This window comes from Candidatus Planktophila sp., assembly GCF_040402315.1.
Classification (GTDB): domain Bacteria; phylum Actinomycetota; class Actinomycetes; order Nanopelagicales; family Nanopelagicaceae; genus Planktophila.
On record NZ_JBBAMU010000019.1, the window covers coordinates 1 to 17,356 of the forward strand.

The following is a 17,356-nucleotide window of genomic DNA, read 5'->3' on the forward strand; positions in this document are numbered from 1 at the left end:
GCCGAGTTAACTAACCATGTTGCAGCTGCGTATAAGAAGGTGGCAACACAGGTAAACGTTCCAGGTTTTCGTAAGGGGAAAGTTCCGGCTGCGATGATTGATCAGCGCGTGGGACGCGGAACAGTTATTGATGAGGCGATTAATACCGCTCTGCCAGAGTTTTATGGGAAAGCCGCTCGCGAGCATGATGTGCTCGTTGTGGGACGCCCCACTGTTGATGTCAAGGAGTTTGTCGATAACGACAAGCTCATCTTTACCGTTGAGGTAAATGTGCGTCCAGAAGTGGCACTTCCAGACTTTTCTAAGATTACTGTCACAGTAGATGATGTTGTTGTCGCAGATACAGATATCAATGAGCAGGTAGATGAGCTTCGCGCTCGCTTTGGAACGCTAAATTCAGTAGAGCGTGCCACACAATCTGGTGATTTTGTCACTATCGATCTCACAGCCCGCATTGATGGTTCTGAAGTAGATGGTGGAAAAGCGAATGAGATTTCCTATGAGGTTGGCTCTAATCGCATGATTGACGGACTAGATGAGGCGCTCGTTGGAATGAGTGCGGGAGATGCCAAGACTTTTACAACTCAACTAGTTGGTCAAAAAGATGACGAAAAAGGCGATGTTGAAATCGTTGTGAAGACCGTGAAAGAGCGCGAGCTACCGGCAGCCGATGATTCATTTGCCAAGTTGGCATCTGAATTCGATACTTTAGCTGAGCTTAAAGCTAATATCGCAGAGCGCTTATCACGTGTGAAGAAGATGGAACAGGGCGCGCAAGCACGCGACCTACTTCTAGAAAAGTTACTTGCCGACCTTGATATTCCAGTTCCAGATGAGATCGTGCTCGAGGAAGTAAATGAGCATCTCGAGGGTGAAGGTCGCAGCGACGATGCGGAACACCGCGCTGAAGTAGATGGCCAAGTTCGAGCATCGATTAAATCTGATTTCTTACTCGACGCCATTGTGAAGGTGGAAGAAGTTCAAGTCTCTGAAATCGAACTTACGGAATACCTCATTCGCATGTCACAGCGTTATGGAATGGGTCCGGAGCAGTTTGCCCAGGAACTACAAAAGGCTGGTCAAATTAGCCAGGTGGTTGCCGAAGTAACTCGCGCGAAGGCACTTGCATCAGTACTTGGTCGAGTATCAGTTGTCGACAAGTCCGGCAATGCCATTGATCTTGAGGCGCTCCGCCCAGCACAAGGGCCGCAAACACCTGCCGAAGCCGAATAGCTCTTTAGCCGTAAGCGAACATCAGAGTTTTTGACGCCTATCTCTCATATTTGGGAAGCAATATGGCGCGGTAATTGTTAAGGTCAATACAAGGGAAAGTTATTGGAAGGATGAAACGTGGATTTTATTAACCCACAGGAGAATACGCCTGTAGCGCGCTCAGTTGGTTCAGAACCATTTGGACTCGGCGATCAGATTTATAGTCGCTTGCTGCGTGAGCGGATCATCTTTCTTGCCGGTGAAGTGCGCGATGAGATGGCCAATGCCATCTGCGCGCAGATGCTATTACTAGCAGCAGAAGATTCTGAGAAAGACATTTACCTATACATCAACTCACCTGGCGGATCAGTAACTGCAGGTATGGCTGTCTATGACACGATGCATTACATCAAAAACGATGTTGCAACAGTTGCCATGGGAATGGCCGCCTCAATGGGGCAATTCCTGCTCACAGCTGGCGCACCTGGCAAGCGTTATGCAACTCCCAATGCACGCATCTTGATGCACCAACCACTAGGTGGCATCGGCGGAACAGCAACAGATATTCGGATTCAGGCAGAGCAGATGGCGATTACCAAGCAGACGATGTCTGAACTTAATGCCAAGCACACTGGGCAACCGCTAGAAAAGATTATTGCTGATTCAGATCGCGATAATTGGTTTAATGCTAAGGATGCACTTGCCTATGGATTTATCGATCACATCGCTTCAAATGAAGGCCAAATCGCGGGAGGTAAGAAGTAATGAAGCACATTCAAGAAATTACGAACCGCTACGTTCTTCCAACAATTGAAGAGAAGACCGCCTACGGTTTCAAGCGCCTAGACCCATATACAAAGTTATTTGAAGAGCGCATCATTTTCCTTGGTCAGGCAATCGATGACACTGTAGCAAACGATGTCATGGCTCAGCTATTGACTCTGGAATCAATGGATCCAGATCGCGATATCTCGATCTACATCAACTCACCCGGTGGTTCATTTACCGCCCTCACCGCAATTTATGACACCATGCAATTTGTTCGCCCAGACATCACAACAATCTGTCTAGGCCAAGCGGCATCAGCTGCCGCAATCATCTTGGCCGGTGGCACAAAAGGTAAGCGTTATGGCCTGGAGCACTCACGTATCTTGATTCACCAACCTTCATCTGAAGGTGGCGGACAGGCATCAGATATTGAAATTCAAGCACGCGAGATTCTTCGTATGCGTGGATTACTAGAGACCATGCTGGCTAAGCACTCAAATAAGACTGTGGTAGAAATTGAGAAAGATATTGAGCGGGACAAGATTCTTACAGCAGCCGAAGCTGTTGAATACGGAATCATCGATAAGGTAATGGCTTCACGTAAGGCAAAGCCTTAAGCACACAATTTCACTAAAGGGGCGTCTGGTTCGAAAATGCTAAAGAAATATTTCGAACCCGGCGCTCTTTTTTCATACCCGGCATATCGCAACTTATGGATATCAACGATTCTCACCATTCTTGCCATGTCTGCATTTCCGATTGCACTTGCCGTAACCGTTCTTGATGCCGGTGGAACCATCACCACCCTGGGACTGATTCTGGGGGCACGTGTTCTCTCTGGCGTCCTATTTTCTCCGGTAGGTGGCGTCGTAGTTGATCGATTGCCCAGGAAAACAGTTCTGATTGCCGCCGATGGTTTTCGAGCAGTCATTGGTTCGGTAGTTGTCTTTATAGATCCTGCGCAGATTTCGATGTGGATCTTAGGTCTGATTGTTGTGTTGATGGGAATCTCTGATGGTTTTGGCGCACCGGCAGCGCAAGCTCTGATGCCAAGTATCTTGCCTGATCATTTGTTGCCTGCTGGAAATGTGCTTCGCGGAATTGCCCTGCGCACATCACAGATTGCCGGTCCTGGTGTAGCCGGAGTACTGCTTGTCGCCTTTGGAACTCATGCAACCTATGTTGCATGCTCCATCTTCTTTTTGGCGGGGGCCGCAATTCTGGTTCGTATTGATGAAGGTCCGATTGCGAAAAATGAGAATGGGGCCAACCACTTCGTGCAAGATTTGCGAGAGGGTGTTCGAGTTGTCTGGTACTACAAGTGGATTGCCGCCATGATCGTGATGGCATCTGTGCAATTGATGCTTGTTATCGGTGTGGAAAATGTGCTGCTTCCCGTAATTACCAAGCGCGAATTTGGTGATGCATCGGTATATGCAGCCTCCGCGGCACTTTTCAGTGTGGGGGGAGCTATATCTGCAGTCATCTTTATTAAGTGGAAAGTAAAAAATGAAGGGTTGGTCTCGGTCGTGGTGTGGGGGCTATTTATCTTTGCACCTCTAATTCTGGCATTTCCTTCTTCAGCTCCCTTAATTCTTTTTGCCTATCTGCTCGCCGGTTTTTCAGTGGGACCATGGGAGGCATTCTGGTCAACATCGGTGCAACGTGAAGTGCCGGCTGAATATCAGGGACGGGTATTTAGTTTGGATTACATGGGCACGATGGGGTTGATGCCGCTTGGCATGGCGTTGGTTGGCCCACTAGTAAATATTTTTGGCGAGAAAGAGTTGCTCATTGGTGTCGCTATTTTCCATCTGGCAATCTGCGCATTGGTACTTCTCGTGCCGGGAGTTAAAGAGATGAAGTCGAAATTACCGCCATATTCACCTATAGGCGAACAAAGTCAGGCTTGATTTCACGCGCAATTTTTCACTATAAAAACTATCCTTACACCCATGTCCACACGAATTGGCGAAGCTAACGACCTCCTCAAATGCTCCTTCTGCGGAAAAACGCAGAAGCAGGTTAAGAAACTTATTGCAGGGCCTGGCGTTTATATCTGCGATGAATGTATTGAACTCTGTAATGAGATCATCGTTGAGGAACTTTCGGAAGCTTCCTCACTTGGCCTGAGTGAACTTCCTAAACCACACGCCATCTTTGAATTCCTTGATCAATATGTCATCGGGCAAGACCGGGCAAAGAAGTCACTTTCAGTTGCGGTCTATAACCACTACAAGCGCGTGCAATCTGGAGATTCGCGCAATGAAGATGGAATCGAATTAGCAAAATCAAATATTCTCCTGCTTGGTCCAACTGGCTGCGGTAAGACGCTGATGGCACAAACTCTGGCACGTATGCTCAACGTTCCCTTTGCTATTGCAGATGCAACTGCGCTTACCGAGGCCGGATATGTCGGGGAAGATGTTGAGAACATATTGCTCAAGCTTTTGCAGGCGGCAGATTACGATGTGAAGAAGGCCGAGACCGGAATCATCTACATTGATGAAATCGATAAGGTGGCGCGCAAATCTGAAAACCCTTCAATTACACGCGATGTTTCAGGTGAAGGTGTCCAGCAAGCGCTGCTTAAGATCCTGGAGGGAACAGTTGCCTCTGTTCCACCACAAGGCGGTCGTAAACACCCACATCAAGAATTTATTCAGATTGACACAACAAATGTCCTCTTTATTGTTGGTGGCGCATTTGCTGGCCTGGATAAAATTATTGAATCACGCAGTGGTTCCGCAGGCGTTGGTTTCGGTGCCGAACTACAGACTGCCGAAGAGAAGAATCGCAAAGATATCTTTGCCGATGTCATGCCAGAAGACCTGCTCAAGTTTGGAATGATTCCAGAATTCATCGGCCGTTTGCCAGTTCTTACCAGTGTGGAAAATCTTGATAATCCGGCTCTCATGCAAATCCTTACTGAGCCAAAGAATGCGTTGGTAAAGCAGTATCAGAAGCTCTTTGATCTCGATGATGTGGAACTCGAATTTTCACTAGATGCCCTGGAAGCGGTGGCCGACCTTGCCCTTATTCGCGGAACTGGTGCACGTGGACTTCGTGCAATCATGGAATCAGTATTACTTGGGGTCATGTATGACATCCCGAGCCGCACAGATATCGCCAAGGTAATCATCGAAAAGAGTTGCATCTTAGATAGCACCGCCCCCACCTTGCTGCCACGCACCGGCGATATTGCTAAGCGCGCTTCTCGTCGCGAGAAGAACACAGAGGAGAAAAGCGCGTAAAGGTAAACTAGACTGCGCTCTATGTCTTTAGAAAAGCGCGAGCTAGCACCGGCATTTACGCCGAGTGAAATCGAAGGCCCGCTCTATACCAAGTGGCTAGCTGCTGGTTACTTCACAGCCGATGCCAACTCATCTAAAGAACCATTTACCATCGTTATTCCACCCCCCAATGTCACGGGCAATTTACATATCGGCCATGCCCTAGATCAAACTCTGCAAGATTGCCTCACTCGCATGAAGCGCATGCAAGGCTTTGAAGCGCTCTGGCTTCCCGGAATGGACCATGCCGGAATTGCAACGCAGAATGTTGTGGAAAAACAATTAGCAACTAAGGGGCTTTCTCGCCATGATCTCGGTCGGGAAGAGTTTGTAAAGAAAGTGTGGGAGTGGAAGGCTGAATCTGGCGGACAAATTCTCGGACAGATGAAGCGACTTGGCGATAGCGTTGATTGGTCTCGCGAAGCGTTCACAATGGATGAGAATCTTTCGCAGGCTGTTTTAACAATATTTAAGAAATTATTTGATCAAGGGCTCATCTATCGCGCAGAGCGAATCATTAACTGGTGCCCACGTTGCCTTACCGCCCTTTCTGATATTGAAGTTGAACATCAAGATGTTGCTGGCGAATTCGTTTCAGTTCGCTATGGCGATGGCGAGCAGAGCATTGTTGTTGCAACTACGCGCGCGGAAACAATGATGGGCGATGGCGCAGTGGCTGTGCACCCAGATGATCCTCGCTACAAACACCTGATTGGCACCGAAGTGATGCTGCCATTGGTCAATCGCATGATTCCTATCATCGCCGATGAACTAGTTGACCCTGACTTTGGTACTGGTGCGGTTAAGGTCACCGCAGCCCACGACCCGAATGACTTTGAAATGGCTCTTCGCCACAATGTTCCTTTCGTTGTCATCATGAACGAGCATGGTGTGATGGCTGGAACGGGCACAGAATTCGATGGGATGGATCGCTTTGACGCACGTGTGGCAGTTGTCGCAAAGCTGCGCGAGCTGGGCCGGATTGTTGCTGAAAAACGTCCCTACATTCACGCAGTAGGACATTGCTCGCGCTGTGAAACAACAGTGGAGCCGCGTTTATCAAAGCAATGGTTTGTTAAAGTAGCAACACTTGCGCAGGCAGCAGGGGATGCCGTCCGTGATGGTCGAGTAAAGATTGAACCAGAAGAGCTGGCACCTCGTTACTTCGATTGGGTCGATAATTTAAATGACTGGTGTATCTCGCGCCAGCTCTGGTGGGGCCATCGAATTCCAGTCTGGTATGGACCTAATGATGAAGTAGTTGTAGTTGGCCCCGGGGAAAAAGCACCTGCTGGATATACCCAAGATCCAGATGTCTTAGATACCTGGTTCTCATCAGCGCTCTGGCCTTTTTCCACTCTCGGCTGGCCGAATAACACCGCAGATGTGAAGAAGTTCTATCCAACGAGTGTTCTTGTTACCGGTTATGACATTTTATTCTTCTGGGTAGCACGCATGATGATGTTTGGGTTATTTGCTATGGATGGCGTGCCACCATTTCACACCATCGTTTTACATGGCCTGGTGCGCGATCAATATGGCAAGAAGATGTCTAAATCTCGCGGCAATGTGGTGGACCCACTTGAATTTATTGATAAGTACGGCGCCGATGCGCTGCGCTTTACCTTGGCCCGCGGATCAAATCCTGGAAAAGATCAGGCCCTGGCCGAAGATTGGATTGCAGGTTCTCGTAATTTTGCAACCAAGCTCTGGAACGCCACTCGCTTTGCGATGATGAACGGGGCAACTGTTCAAGGTCCATTGCCAGCGATGGAAACCTTGTCAGAGATTGATCAGTGGGTACTTTCGCGGTTAAGTGAAACAACTACTGAATACACCGACTTAGTTGAACGCTATGAGTTTGCCCGTGCCTGCGAAGTGGTTTATCACTTTGCCTGGGATGACCTCTGCGACTGGTATCTGGAGCTTTCAAAAGAAGCTTTTGCTTCCGGTAACGCGGCTGCATCCCAGCGCGTGCTGGGTCATGTGCTGGACACACTTTTCCGCCTGCTACACCCAGTGATGCCATTTATTACTGAAGAATTGTGGACCACATTTACGGGCGGTGAAACTCTCGTCACTGCGCAATGGCCAATTGCTGATTCTGCCCACATCAATAAAAAGGCAGAGAATCTTGTGGGCGAACTTCAAAAAGTCATTACCGAAGTTCGCCGTTTTCGTAATGACCAAGGCGTGAAGCCAAGTGTAAAGATTCCGGGCCGATTTATTGCACCAGCTGATGTCGCTGCTTATGCAACTGCGATGGCATTCTTGCTTAAATTAGAACTAACTGAGTTCACACCGAGTGCCTCAGTTGAAATTGGCGCAATCAAAGTTGAACTCGATCTCTCTGGCACGGTAGATGTGGCAGCAGAGCGCACCCGACTTACCAAAGACCTTGCCACCGCCCAAAAAGATTTAAAGACAGCTGAAGTGAAGTTAAACAATGAAGGATTTATGGCCAAAGCCCCGGCAGATGTGGTGAAGGAAATTAAAGAAAGACTTGCCGTGACAACAAGTGATATCGAGCGCATCACAGCGCAGCTGGCAGCGCTTAAGTAAATGAGTGAGATCACCCCAGAGGACCAAGTTCACCTCGATACGATCGAGAAGGCGCTGTTAACTCGCTGGCCGGAAACACAGATTGAGCCATCGTTGGAGCGAATCGCCGCACTTGTCGATGTTTTAGGGTCTCCACAACTTACCTATCCCACCATTCATGTGGGCGGCACCAATGGCAAGACCACTACATCGCGCATGATTGATTCACTTCTCTTTGAGATGGGCCTGCGAACTGGGCGATTTACTAGCCCGCACCTGGAAAGTTTTGTGGAGCGAATTGCAATTAACGGCCAACCGATTGACGCGCAAGCACTTGTTTTTTCTTACAACGATATTGCCGCATACATTGACATGATGGATTCGAAATTCGAACATCCAATCTCATACTTTGAAGCCCTGACAGCACTTGCTTTCGCTGCTTTTGCAGAGCATCCGATCGATGTGGGTGTGATTGAAGTAGGCATGGGAGGCGAGTGGGATGCCACCAATGTTGTTCTTGCAGATGTTTCAGTTCTGATGCCAATCGACCTAGATCACACTGAGTATTTGGGTGAAACGCTGGCCGAGATTGCCCAGACAAAGGCGGGCATCATTAAAGAATCTGGTTTTATCGTTCTGGCACATCAAGAGCCGGAAGCTGCCAAAGAGTTACTCAAGCGAGCAGCATCGGTGGGCGCAGATGTTGTGCGCGAAGGCATTGAATACGCTGTGATGTCACGCTCGGTGGCAGTGGGAGGGCAGTTGTTAACTATTCGCGGGGCTCAAGATACGTATGAAGATATCTTCTTGCCTTTACATGGCAAACACCAGGCATCAAATGCAGCTGCCGCACTTGTGGCAGTGGAGGCATTCTTTGGCGACCAAGAGTTAGATATCGAAGCGGTGCGCGCAGGATTTGCTGCTGTGACATCTCCTGGACGCTGTGAAGTGCTCCACCGAGACCCGACCATTATTCTAGATGCGGCGCATAATCCGCATGGGGCGGCCGCCATTGCCGAGACAATTCAAAGTGAGTTCACCTTTGATGAAATTATCGGGGTCGTTGCGCCGATGGGCGATAAAGATATTCGGGGGATTCTGCTGGAACTTGAGCAGGTAATGGATTCCATCATCGTCACAACCAATAGCTCTGTTCGCTCAACAAATATTGATGAGCTAGAAAAGATGGCTATTGAAATCTTCGGACATGATCGGGTCTTTGCGCACGAGAAGTTAGCCGATGCCCTGGATAAGGCAATCATGGATGCAATCAGACCACTTAGTGATGAGACCATCGGAATTTTGGTCACTGGCTCTGTTGTCACAGCAGGGGATGCGCGTAGAATTCTGCGAAAGAAATTTACAAAGGTAGCTAAGTAATGCGCGTCCTTGGTTCGGCAGTCTTGGTAATGGAATTTTTCATCATGGGTTTTGCGATGCTGCTTGCCAAAGATAATCACGAGGCTTCAACTATTGTCGCTGGAGCGGTTATTGCCATACTTCTTCTTCTCACCCCAGGGCTATTAAAGAAACGAGCCGGGTGGATTCTCGGCTCAATCTTGCAAATCTTGATGATCGGATATGCCGTGGTGGTGCCATCAATGGCTATCGTGGGCCTGATTTTCGGGGGACTCTGGATTGCCGCCATTATTGTCGGTCGCAAGGGTGAGGCTGCTCGCGCTGCCCTGATGGCGACACGCACTCCTGACGCCTAATAGACTGACCCCCGTGAGCCTAGAAAAAACCCTCGTCCTGGTTAAGCCAGATGGTGTGGCGCGCGGATTAGTTGGCGAAGTAATCGCTCGGATTGAAGCTAAGGGATACACCATTGCAGCGCTGCGGATGTTGCAAGCAGATCGCGTGCTGCTTGAAAAGCATTACGCGGAACATCAAGGTAAGCCATTCTTTGAACCACTTGTTGAGTTCATGTTGTCAGGTCCTATCGTTGCCATCGTTGCGCAAGGAAATCGGGTCATCGAGGGATTTAGATCATTGGCCGGAGTTACTGATCCAACAGTGGCAGCGCCCGGAACAATCCGCGGGGATCTTGCTCGTGATCAAGGAACTAAGGTTGTGCAAAATATTGTTCACGGCTCAGATTCACCTGAATCTGCTGCACGTGAAATAGCTATTTTCTTCGAGGGGAAATAAATGTCTAACAGAATGTCATTCATTGGCCGCGATATGGCCGTTGACCTAGGAACTGCAAACACGCTTGTTTATGTTCGAGGTCGCGGCATCGTTCTTAATGAACCTTCCGTTGTCGCCATTAACCAAGATACTGGTGGCATTTTAGCTGTTGGACTTGAAGCCAAGAAGATGATTGGTCGTACTCCTGGCAACATCGTTGCCATTCGTCCACTTAAAGATGGCGTGATTGCAGACTTCGACACAACCGAGCGCATGCTCCGGTACTTTATTCAAAAAGTGCACCGTCGTAGCTACCTGGCTAAGCCACGTATTGTGGTTTGTGTTCCATCAGGAATTACCGGTGTGGAGCAGCGCGCAGTTAAGGATGCTGGATATGCCGCAGGTGCGCGTAAGGTCTACATCATTGAAGAGCCAATGGCCGCCGCTATTGGCGCTGGTCTTCCCATCCACGAACCAACCGGAAATATGGTGGTAGATATTGGTGGCGGAACTACTGAAGTTGCCGTGATTTCACTGGGTGGAATCGTCACTGCGCTATCAATCCGTATTGGCGGCGATGAGCTCGATCAATCAATTATTAACTGGACCAAGCGTGAATACTCACTGCTTTTGGGTGAGCGCACCGCGGAAGAGATCAAGATGGCAATCGGTTCGGCATACCCACTTCAGGGTGAAAATGATGCAGAAATTCGTGGTCGCGACCTTGCCACCGGACTTCCCAAGACCATCGTCGTTACAGCTGCCGAAATTCGCAAAGCACTGGAAGAGCCGGTCAACCAAATCATTAACGCAGTAAAGGCAACTCTTGATAAGTGCCCACCAGAACTTTCTTCTGATCTGATGGATCGCGGCATTGTTCTTACTGGTGGCGGCGCACTTCTTAAGGGACTAGATGAGCGACTTCGCAAAGAGACCGGAATGCCAATTCACATTGCAGACCGTCCCCTGGACGCGGTTGTTGAAGGTTCCGGAAAATGCATTGAAGAGTTTGAAGCCCTGGAAAAGGTTTTGATCTCCGAGCCTCGTCGATAGGTAATTCACAGTGCGCTACGGCGGCGACAACCGCGGTCGCTTACTCATCATCGTATTAATTGTTACTTCACTATTCCTGATTACTTTGGATCTTCGTGGCGTATCAGTGATCAATGGTGTGCGCACAGGAACCCAGACAGTACTAACGCCGGTGCAAAAAGTGGGCTCTTGGGCCCTTACGCCGCTTCGTAATTTCGCATCTGATGTCACTCACTTGGGGCGCACCCGCAACCAAATTGAAAAACTCAAGGCTGAAAATGAGACTCTGCGCAACACTCTACTCAATCGAAAGACTGCTGATGCCCAGCTGAAGCAATTAAAGAGCGTGCTGAATCTCGCTGGTGGCGGTGGATATAAAGTTGTCAACGCAAAAGTTATTTCACAAGGCCCAAGTACATCATTTACTCAGACAATCACAATTGACGCCGGGACAAATTCTGGAATTCGGAGCAATATGACGGTGATCTCCGGTTATGGTCTCGTTGGAGTTGTGAAGGCTGCCTACCCAAATAGCTCTCTTGTGCAGCTAGCTTCAGATCCAGCATTTCGAATTGGTGCACGCATCGCAAAGTCAGAACAAATCGGAATCCTGAGCGGGCAAGGTTCTCGCACTGCTGTCCTACAGTTACTTGATAACACCACAACTGTAAAGGCTGGAGATGCACTCCTTGCACGAGGAAGTGATAGCGGACGCCCCTTTGTTCCAGGAGTACCAATTGGGGAAGTAACTTCGGTTGATAATTCACCCGGCGCTGTCGCACAAACTGCTGAGGTTAGGTTCTATGCCAACTTCTCTACCCTTGGCGTTGTCGCAGTTGTGATCGCCAGCCCGGAATCTGATCCCCGGGATTCATTGGTACCCACTAAGCCTGTCCCAACGCCACTTCCAACAGTGACTATTTATGCAACACCGTCTCCATCACCTTCTCCATCTACCAGCACGCAACCTTGATGCCATCATGACAATCCGTAGATATCTTCTTTCTATTCCCATATTTCTTTTTATCTATGTAATACAAGAAGCATTCATTACTCAACTCAGATTGCCGCTCGGTGGTGTCTCTCTTCTTCTCATCGCTACCCTTATCTGGGCAACGCTGAGCACACCAGAGATTGGCGCTCTTACCGGCTTCGGTGCCGGCATATTGATGGACCTATCGCAAAGTTCTCCTGGCCCAATGGGCCACTGGACCCTTGTTCTCATCTTGGCTGGTTATGGCGTTGCATTTCTAGGTTATGGTGATGACAACATACGTTCTAATCCCATCAACATCGCTCTTATTACCACTGTGGGAGTCGTGGCTAGCCAATTTGTTTTCTTGATCCTGGGATTTTTACTCGGGCAAGAGCTAGGAAGTATCGCCCATATTGCATTTCTCTTAGCCGGTTCAGCATTTTGGACAGCAATAGTCTCACCACTGGTCCTTAAGATTTTGGCTTTCATACACGCAAATGTCTATGGGACTAGATCACTGATATGAATCAACGCTCACGTTTAAGTTTGTTGGTGATTCAAGTCTTTTTCGCATCGTTGATGATTGCACTCCTTGGTCGACTTTTTTATCTTCAGGTTGCAGCGGGTCCGACATATCGCGATGCCGCACTCAGTATTCAAAGCCGCGACGTTGCAACTCCGGCAAATCGTGGATTTATTGTTGATTCTTCTGGCGTTCCGCTGGCGCTGAGCAAGGTGGCGCTAGCTATCACTGTTGATCGGACCGTGATTGATAAGTTGCCTGATAAGGGCGTTGCCGTGCTACGAAAGCTCGTTAAGTTATTAGGACTCCAATACGCTGATGTGTGGCAGCGCACCCGCTTATGTGGTGAGTTACCCAAGGGAGTGCGCGCTGGATGTTGGACTGGTTCACGTTTCCAACCGATTCCTATAACAAAGTCTGCTGACCCAGCACTTGCGCTTCGGATTGTGGAAAGATCAGATCGCTACCCTGGAATCTCTGCCACACCTGTTGCCATTAGAAGTTACCCGCAAACACTGGGCGTCACCGGAAGTCATGTTCTGGGTTACGTCGGACCACTGACAGAAGCTGATCTCGCCGGTGCTAACGGGCGCACCTACTTCCGTTCTGAATATATTGGTAAGACCGGCCTTGAAATCGAATACGACGAATATCTGCGCGGTGTTCCTGGAATTAAGACATTTATTGTTGACCGCAAAGAAGCGGTGACAAGTACTAGCCAGAATACAAAACCGATAGCTGGTAATCACTTGGTGACAAGTTTAGATGTCAGACTTCAAGCCGCTAGTGAAAAAGCGCTGGGTGAAGCAGTCAATCGTGCACGCTCGATGGGATATCGAGCCGATGGTGGTGCTGCTGTAGTTCTTGATGTTCGAAACGGGCAAGTACTCGCGTTGGCTTCTTATCCATCCTTTGATCCCAATGCATTTGAACGTGGCCTAACAGTTAAAGAAGCAGAGGCGCTCTATAGCGAGAGCACTGGCGTTCCGGCGCTGAATCGAGCGTTGCAAGGACTCTATGCACCCGCTTCTACATTTAAAGCAGTCTCTGTGATTGCAGCCAAGAATGCGGGTTATGATTTAAATAAAAGCTACGCATGCCCAGCCGAGGTGCAGATAGGAACTCGAGCCTTCAAAAACTTTGAAAGTAAGGCTCAAGGAAATATCTCCATGAAGAAGGCAATTGCGATCTCATGCGACACAATTTGGTATCAAATCGCATACGACGAATGGGTGCGAGACGGTGGTCTTAGACCTAAATCAAATCCTAATGACTATTTCTTTAACGCGGCAAAGAGTTTTCAGATGGGAGTGAAAACAGGGGTAGATCTACCGTCAGAATCAGCTGGCCGACTTGCTAACCGCGAGTGGAAGAAGTCTTGGTATGCCCAGAATAAAGATTTCTACTGTAACTACAGAGATCGCGCAACAAAGGCGCAACAGACCGCATTCTTACTCCAGCTTGCTCGGGAGAACTGCATAGATGGAGATAAAATTCGAGGTGGAGATGCAGTAAACTTCTCTATCGGCCAAGGCGATACCGTGATCACACCGATTAAATTGGCGCAAATGTATGCCGCGATTGCAAATGGCGGAACTATTTGGCAACCCACTGTTGCAAAAGCGATTCTTAACCAGCAAGGCAAGGTCATCAAGAGATTTGAGCCGGTGAAGTTGGGTGAACTTACCGCCGATGCCGAGACCATCGCATTCCTTCATGATGCGCTCCAGGAAGTGACCCTGAGCGGAACTTCTGCCGGAGTCTTTTCACGTTTTCCAATTCCAACAGCGGGCAAGACCGGAACCGCCCAAGTCTTTGGTAAGAACTCAAATGGAACACAGAAAGCTGACACCTCTTGGTATGCCTCGTTTGCACCTGCTAAGAAGCCGCGTTACGCAGTTGTCATGATGGTTAGCCAAGGTGGTTTTGGATCTAGTACATCAGGTCTGGGTGTGCGACAAATTTACGAGACTCTCTTCGGTGTGCAAGGCAATATTGTTAAACCTGAACTAGCGTTATTTCCTAAGGGAAAACCACCGATTAAGTTGCCTCGTATCTCACCGGCCAAGAAACCGGCTGCATCAATATTAAATCTAGATATCGCGAAGAAGGAGATACCGGTGACTACGCCATGAGTACATTCCTTAATCGCAATCGGTATCGCCGCGCGCGAAATAAATCCTTCTTTACCGGCTTTGACCCATTTCTTAGCGCTGCCGTCGCTGGCCTACTCATCATCGGAACGCTGTTGGTATATGCAGCCACACGTGATTGGTACTCAGCTAACGGCCTTGATCCCGAGTACTACCTAAAGCGACATGTAATTAACATTGTTATTGGTTTAGCACTTGCCTGGGGAACAACGATCATTGATTACCGCTTGCTTCGCGCCTACACCCCCTTCATCTGGGGCTTTGGCGTTCTGGGATTAATTCTGGTCCTTATTCCGGGAGTGGGCAGTGAAATTAATGGAGCCAAAGCCTGGATACGGCTTCCGGCAGGTTTCCAGATTCAACCGGCCGAGATTGCAAAGATTTCAATCATTATTGGAATTTCAATGTTGCTATCTGAGCGCACACATAACTCAGATGAACCAAGCACAAAGGATATTCTTAAAGCACTTGCAGTTGCAGCACTTCCGATCCTTCTTATTTTGCGGCAACCGGATATGGGAACAGTCTTCATTATTAGCGCATCAGTGGTCACAATCCTGGCTGTCTCTGGCGCCCCCACGCGGTGGGTTGTTGGTCTTATCTTGCTGGCAGTAATTGGTGGATTTGTCGCAACAAAGGCTGGGATTATTAACGAATACCAAGTAAATAGATTGCAATCATTTGTTAACCCTAACGCTGACACGCAGGGTACTGGATATCAATTACGCCAAGCCCGCATCACAGTCGGCTCTGGTGGTCTGATCGGTACCGGTTTATTTAATGGCCCACAAACAAATGGCCGATTTGTGCCAGAGCAACAGACAGACTTCATCTTTACCGTGGCAGGTGAAGAACTAGGCTTTGTTGGCTGCTCGGTAATTATTCTTCTACTGCTCACTATTTTGATGAGAGCTTTTGGCATTGCGAGACGATCGACGGACCCCTACGGGACTCTTGTCTGCACCGGCGTTATTGCCTGGTTTGCTTTTCAGATATTTGAAAATATTGGTATGACCTTGGGCTTGATGCCCATGACAGGCGTTCCGCTGCCCTTCCTTTCTTATGGCGGCTCAAGCATGTTCGCCAATCTGATCGGAATTGGCCTGCTGCAGAATGTTCACGCCAGTCAGCGCGGCTGATTCACGCTCAAAATAGGTTTTCTACCAACTTATCTGTCATAATTAGCCCAACAGTTCAGCGCGGCCAGCGATCTTTATCGCGCCTGCGGCGGACTACACAAAAGCTTAAAAAATGAGTTTTGCTCAAGATGACAACATTTTGGGCCACGAGATTGCGTATCGCTAATTGAAAAAGCAGGTACGCACTAAAGGATTTGGTGCCATGGCTATCGAGCCAAAATCACCGCGCAAACGTGCGGTTAAGAAATCAAGTAAGAAATCATTAGGCGTACCCACTGTTGATACAACTGCAGATGCTTCAGAAAGTGCCGCACCTGAGACTGAAGCTGCTCCTAAATCGCGTAAGAAAGCTGCCGCGATTCCAGTTCCTATCTTTCAAGCTGCTCCTACCGACGCGGTCGCTCCTAAGCGAGCTGCAAAGGCGGCCAAGAAGCAAACTCCGGCAAAAGAGTCTGCTGAACCAGTTGCCGCAGAGGCTGACTCCGATGATTCAGATTCCCGCGCCGGACGCAATCGCCGTCGCCGTCGCGGTGGTCGCGGTCGTCGTAAACCACAAGTCGATGGTCAAACAACGGATGATTTAGATTCTGAAGAAGGTACAGATGATGAATCTGGCGATTCTGAGGATGGTTCGGCTGAAGGTGGCACACACCGTCGTCGTCGTCGCCGTCGGGCAACGGGTGAAGGCATCACACCAGGTGAAGTCATTGATGAAGATGGTGTCGTCACTATCGTTAAAGTTCGCGAAGTTCGTGAAAAAGCTGAGCGTCCAGCGCGTGAGCGCACAGAGCGTGGAACCCGCAATCGCCGCGACCGCGATCGTGGGCGCAGCGAGTCTCGTGAATACCGCGAGCCATATCGTCGCCGTGGAACCATCATTACTGATGGCGAATTCTTAGCTCGTCGTGAAAATGTTGATCGCGAGATGGTTGTTCGCCAAATCGGAGATCGTATTCAGATTGCTGTTATTGAAGATAACGTGATGGTTGAGCACTATGTCAATAGAAATGCCAACGTCTCCTATGTGGGTAACGTCTATCTCGGTCGCGTGCAGAACGTGCTGCCATCGATGGAAGCAGCATTCGTTGATATCGGTAAGGGTCGTAACGCTGTTCTCTATGCTGGTGAAGTAAATTGGGATGCAGCCGGAATTTCTGAATCGCAACCCCGCAAGATTGAAATGGTCTTAAAGACAGGTCAACCTGTTCTTGTTCAGGTAACAAAAGATCCGATTGGCCAAAAAGGTGCCCGCCTTACTAGCCAAATCTCACTTCCAGGACGATATGTTGTCTATGTTCCTGGCGGTGGCATGAGTGGAATCTCAAAGCGTCTTCCGGAATCAGAGCGCACTCGCCTTAAAGGGATTCTTAAGAATTTAATTCCTGATACTGCTGGCGTCATTGTGCGCACAGCAGCAGAAGGTGTCTCTGAAGTTGAACTCACCGCAGATGTCGAGCGGCTGAAAGCGCAATGGGAAGATATTTTCCAGAAGTCAGAAAATCCAAACTTCCATGCACCAGCGCTGCTGCTCTCTGAGCCAGATCTTGCCGTGCGCGTTATCCGCGATATCTTCAATGAAGATTTCCGCA

At 48.9% G+C, this 17,356-nt stretch carries 15 protein-coding genes; all 15 read left to right on the forward strand.

Going from position 1 to position 17,356, the window contains the following annotated elements; all coding sequences use genetic code 11:
• A partial coding sequence (gene tig / locus AC9UEP_RS04235) for a trigger factor (protein ID WP_509544279.1) occupies nucleotides 1-1,233 on the forward strand: 1,233 nt, incomplete at its 5' end.
• Between the two features lie 126 nt (nucleotides 1,234-1,359).
• On the forward strand, nucleotides 1,360-1,977 hold the full coding sequence (locus AC9UEP_RS04240) for an ATP-dependent Clp protease proteolytic subunit (protein WP_190279106.1): 618 nt from the start codon (nucleotides 1,360-1,362) through the stop codon (nucleotides 1,975-1,977).
• Nucleotides 1,977-2,597 carry an ATP-dependent Clp protease proteolytic subunit gene (locus AC9UEP_RS04245; RefSeq protein ID WP_509544281.1) on the forward strand — a complete coding sequence of 207 codons (621 nt, stop codon included), beginning with the start codon at nucleotides 1,977-1,979 and terminating at the stop codon, nucleotides 2,595-2,597. Before AC9UEP_RS04240 ends, AC9UEP_RS04245 begins: the two co-directional genes overlap by 1 nt.
• Nucleotides 2,598-2,633: 36 nt before the next feature.
• Nucleotides 2,634-3,893, forward strand: a complete 1,260-nt coding sequence (locus tag AC9UEP_RS04250; protein ID WP_509544283.1) for an MFS transporter — start codon at nucleotides 2,634-2,636, stop codon at nucleotides 3,891-3,893.
• A 42-nt stretch (nucleotides 3,894-3,935) separates the two neighbouring features.
• On the forward strand, nucleotides 3,936-5,234 hold the full coding sequence (gene clpX, locus AC9UEP_RS04255) for an ATP-dependent Clp protease ATP-binding subunit ClpX (RefSeq protein ID WP_509544285.1): 1,299 nt from the start codon (nucleotides 3,936-3,938) through the stop codon (nucleotides 5,232-5,234).
• A 21-nt stretch (nucleotides 5,235-5,255) separates the two neighbouring features.
• On the forward strand, nucleotides 5,256-7,835 hold the full coding sequence (locus AC9UEP_RS04260; protein ID WP_509544286.1) for a valine--tRNA ligase: 2,580 nt from the start codon (nucleotides 5,256-5,258) through the stop codon (nucleotides 7,833-7,835).
• Entirely contained in the window at nucleotides 7,836-9,194 is a 1,359-nt protein-coding gene (locus AC9UEP_RS04265) for a bifunctional folylpolyglutamate synthase/dihydrofolate synthase (protein WP_509544288.1), read from the forward strand.
• Nucleotides 9,194-9,529, forward strand: a complete 336-nt coding sequence (locus tag AC9UEP_RS04270; protein ID WP_095697112.1) for a DUF4233 domain-containing protein — start codon at nucleotides 9,194-9,196, stop codon at nucleotides 9,527-9,529. The genes AC9UEP_RS04265 and AC9UEP_RS04270 overlap by 1 nt, the downstream gene beginning before the upstream one ends.
• 13 nt (nucleotides 9,530-9,542) lie before the next feature.
• Complete coding sequence (ndk, locus tag AC9UEP_RS04275) at nucleotides 9,543-9,965, forward strand: nucleoside-diphosphate kinase (protein ID WP_509544290.1); 423 nt, start codon at nucleotides 9,543-9,545, stop codon at nucleotides 9,963-9,965.
• Nucleotides 9,966-10,997 (forward strand): rod shape-determining protein, encoded by a 1,032-nt coding sequence (locus tag AC9UEP_RS04280; RefSeq protein WP_095693830.1) that lies wholly within the window; start codon nucleotides 9,966-9,968, stop codon nucleotides 10,995-10,997.
• Between the two features lie 10 nt (nucleotides 10,998-11,007).
• Nucleotides 11,008-11,949 carry a rod shape-determining protein MreC gene (gene mreC, locus AC9UEP_RS04285; protein WP_509544292.1) on the forward strand — a complete coding sequence of 314 codons (942 nt, stop codon included), beginning with the start codon at nucleotides 11,008-11,010 and terminating at the stop codon, nucleotides 11,947-11,949.
• Between the two features lie 7 nt (nucleotides 11,950-11,956).
• On the forward strand, nucleotides 11,957-12,478 hold the full coding sequence (gene mreD / locus AC9UEP_RS04290) for a rod shape-determining protein MreD (RefSeq protein WP_509544294.1): 522 nt from the start codon (nucleotides 11,957-11,959) through the stop codon (nucleotides 12,476-12,478).
• Nucleotides 12,475-14,610 carry a penicillin-binding protein 2 gene (gene mrdA / locus AC9UEP_RS04295; protein ID WP_509544296.1) on the forward strand — a complete coding sequence of 712 codons (2,136 nt, stop codon included), beginning with the start codon at nucleotides 12,475-12,477 and terminating at the stop codon, nucleotides 14,608-14,610. The genes mreD and mrdA overlap by 4 nt, the downstream gene beginning before the upstream one ends.
• The gene (rodA, locus tag AC9UEP_RS04300; protein ID WP_509544297.1) at nucleotides 14,607-15,767 is read left to right on the forward strand and encodes a rod shape-determining protein RodA; all 1,161 of its coding nucleotides are present in this window, start codon (nucleotides 14,607-14,609) and stop codon (nucleotides 15,765-15,767) included. The genes mrdA and rodA overlap by 4 nt, the downstream gene beginning before the upstream one ends.
• A gap of 202 nt (nucleotides 15,768-15,969) precedes the next feature.
• On the forward strand, nucleotides 15,970-17,356 hold a 1,387-nt coding region (locus AC9UEP_RS04305), incomplete at its 3' end, for a ribonuclease E/G (RefSeq protein WP_509544299.1).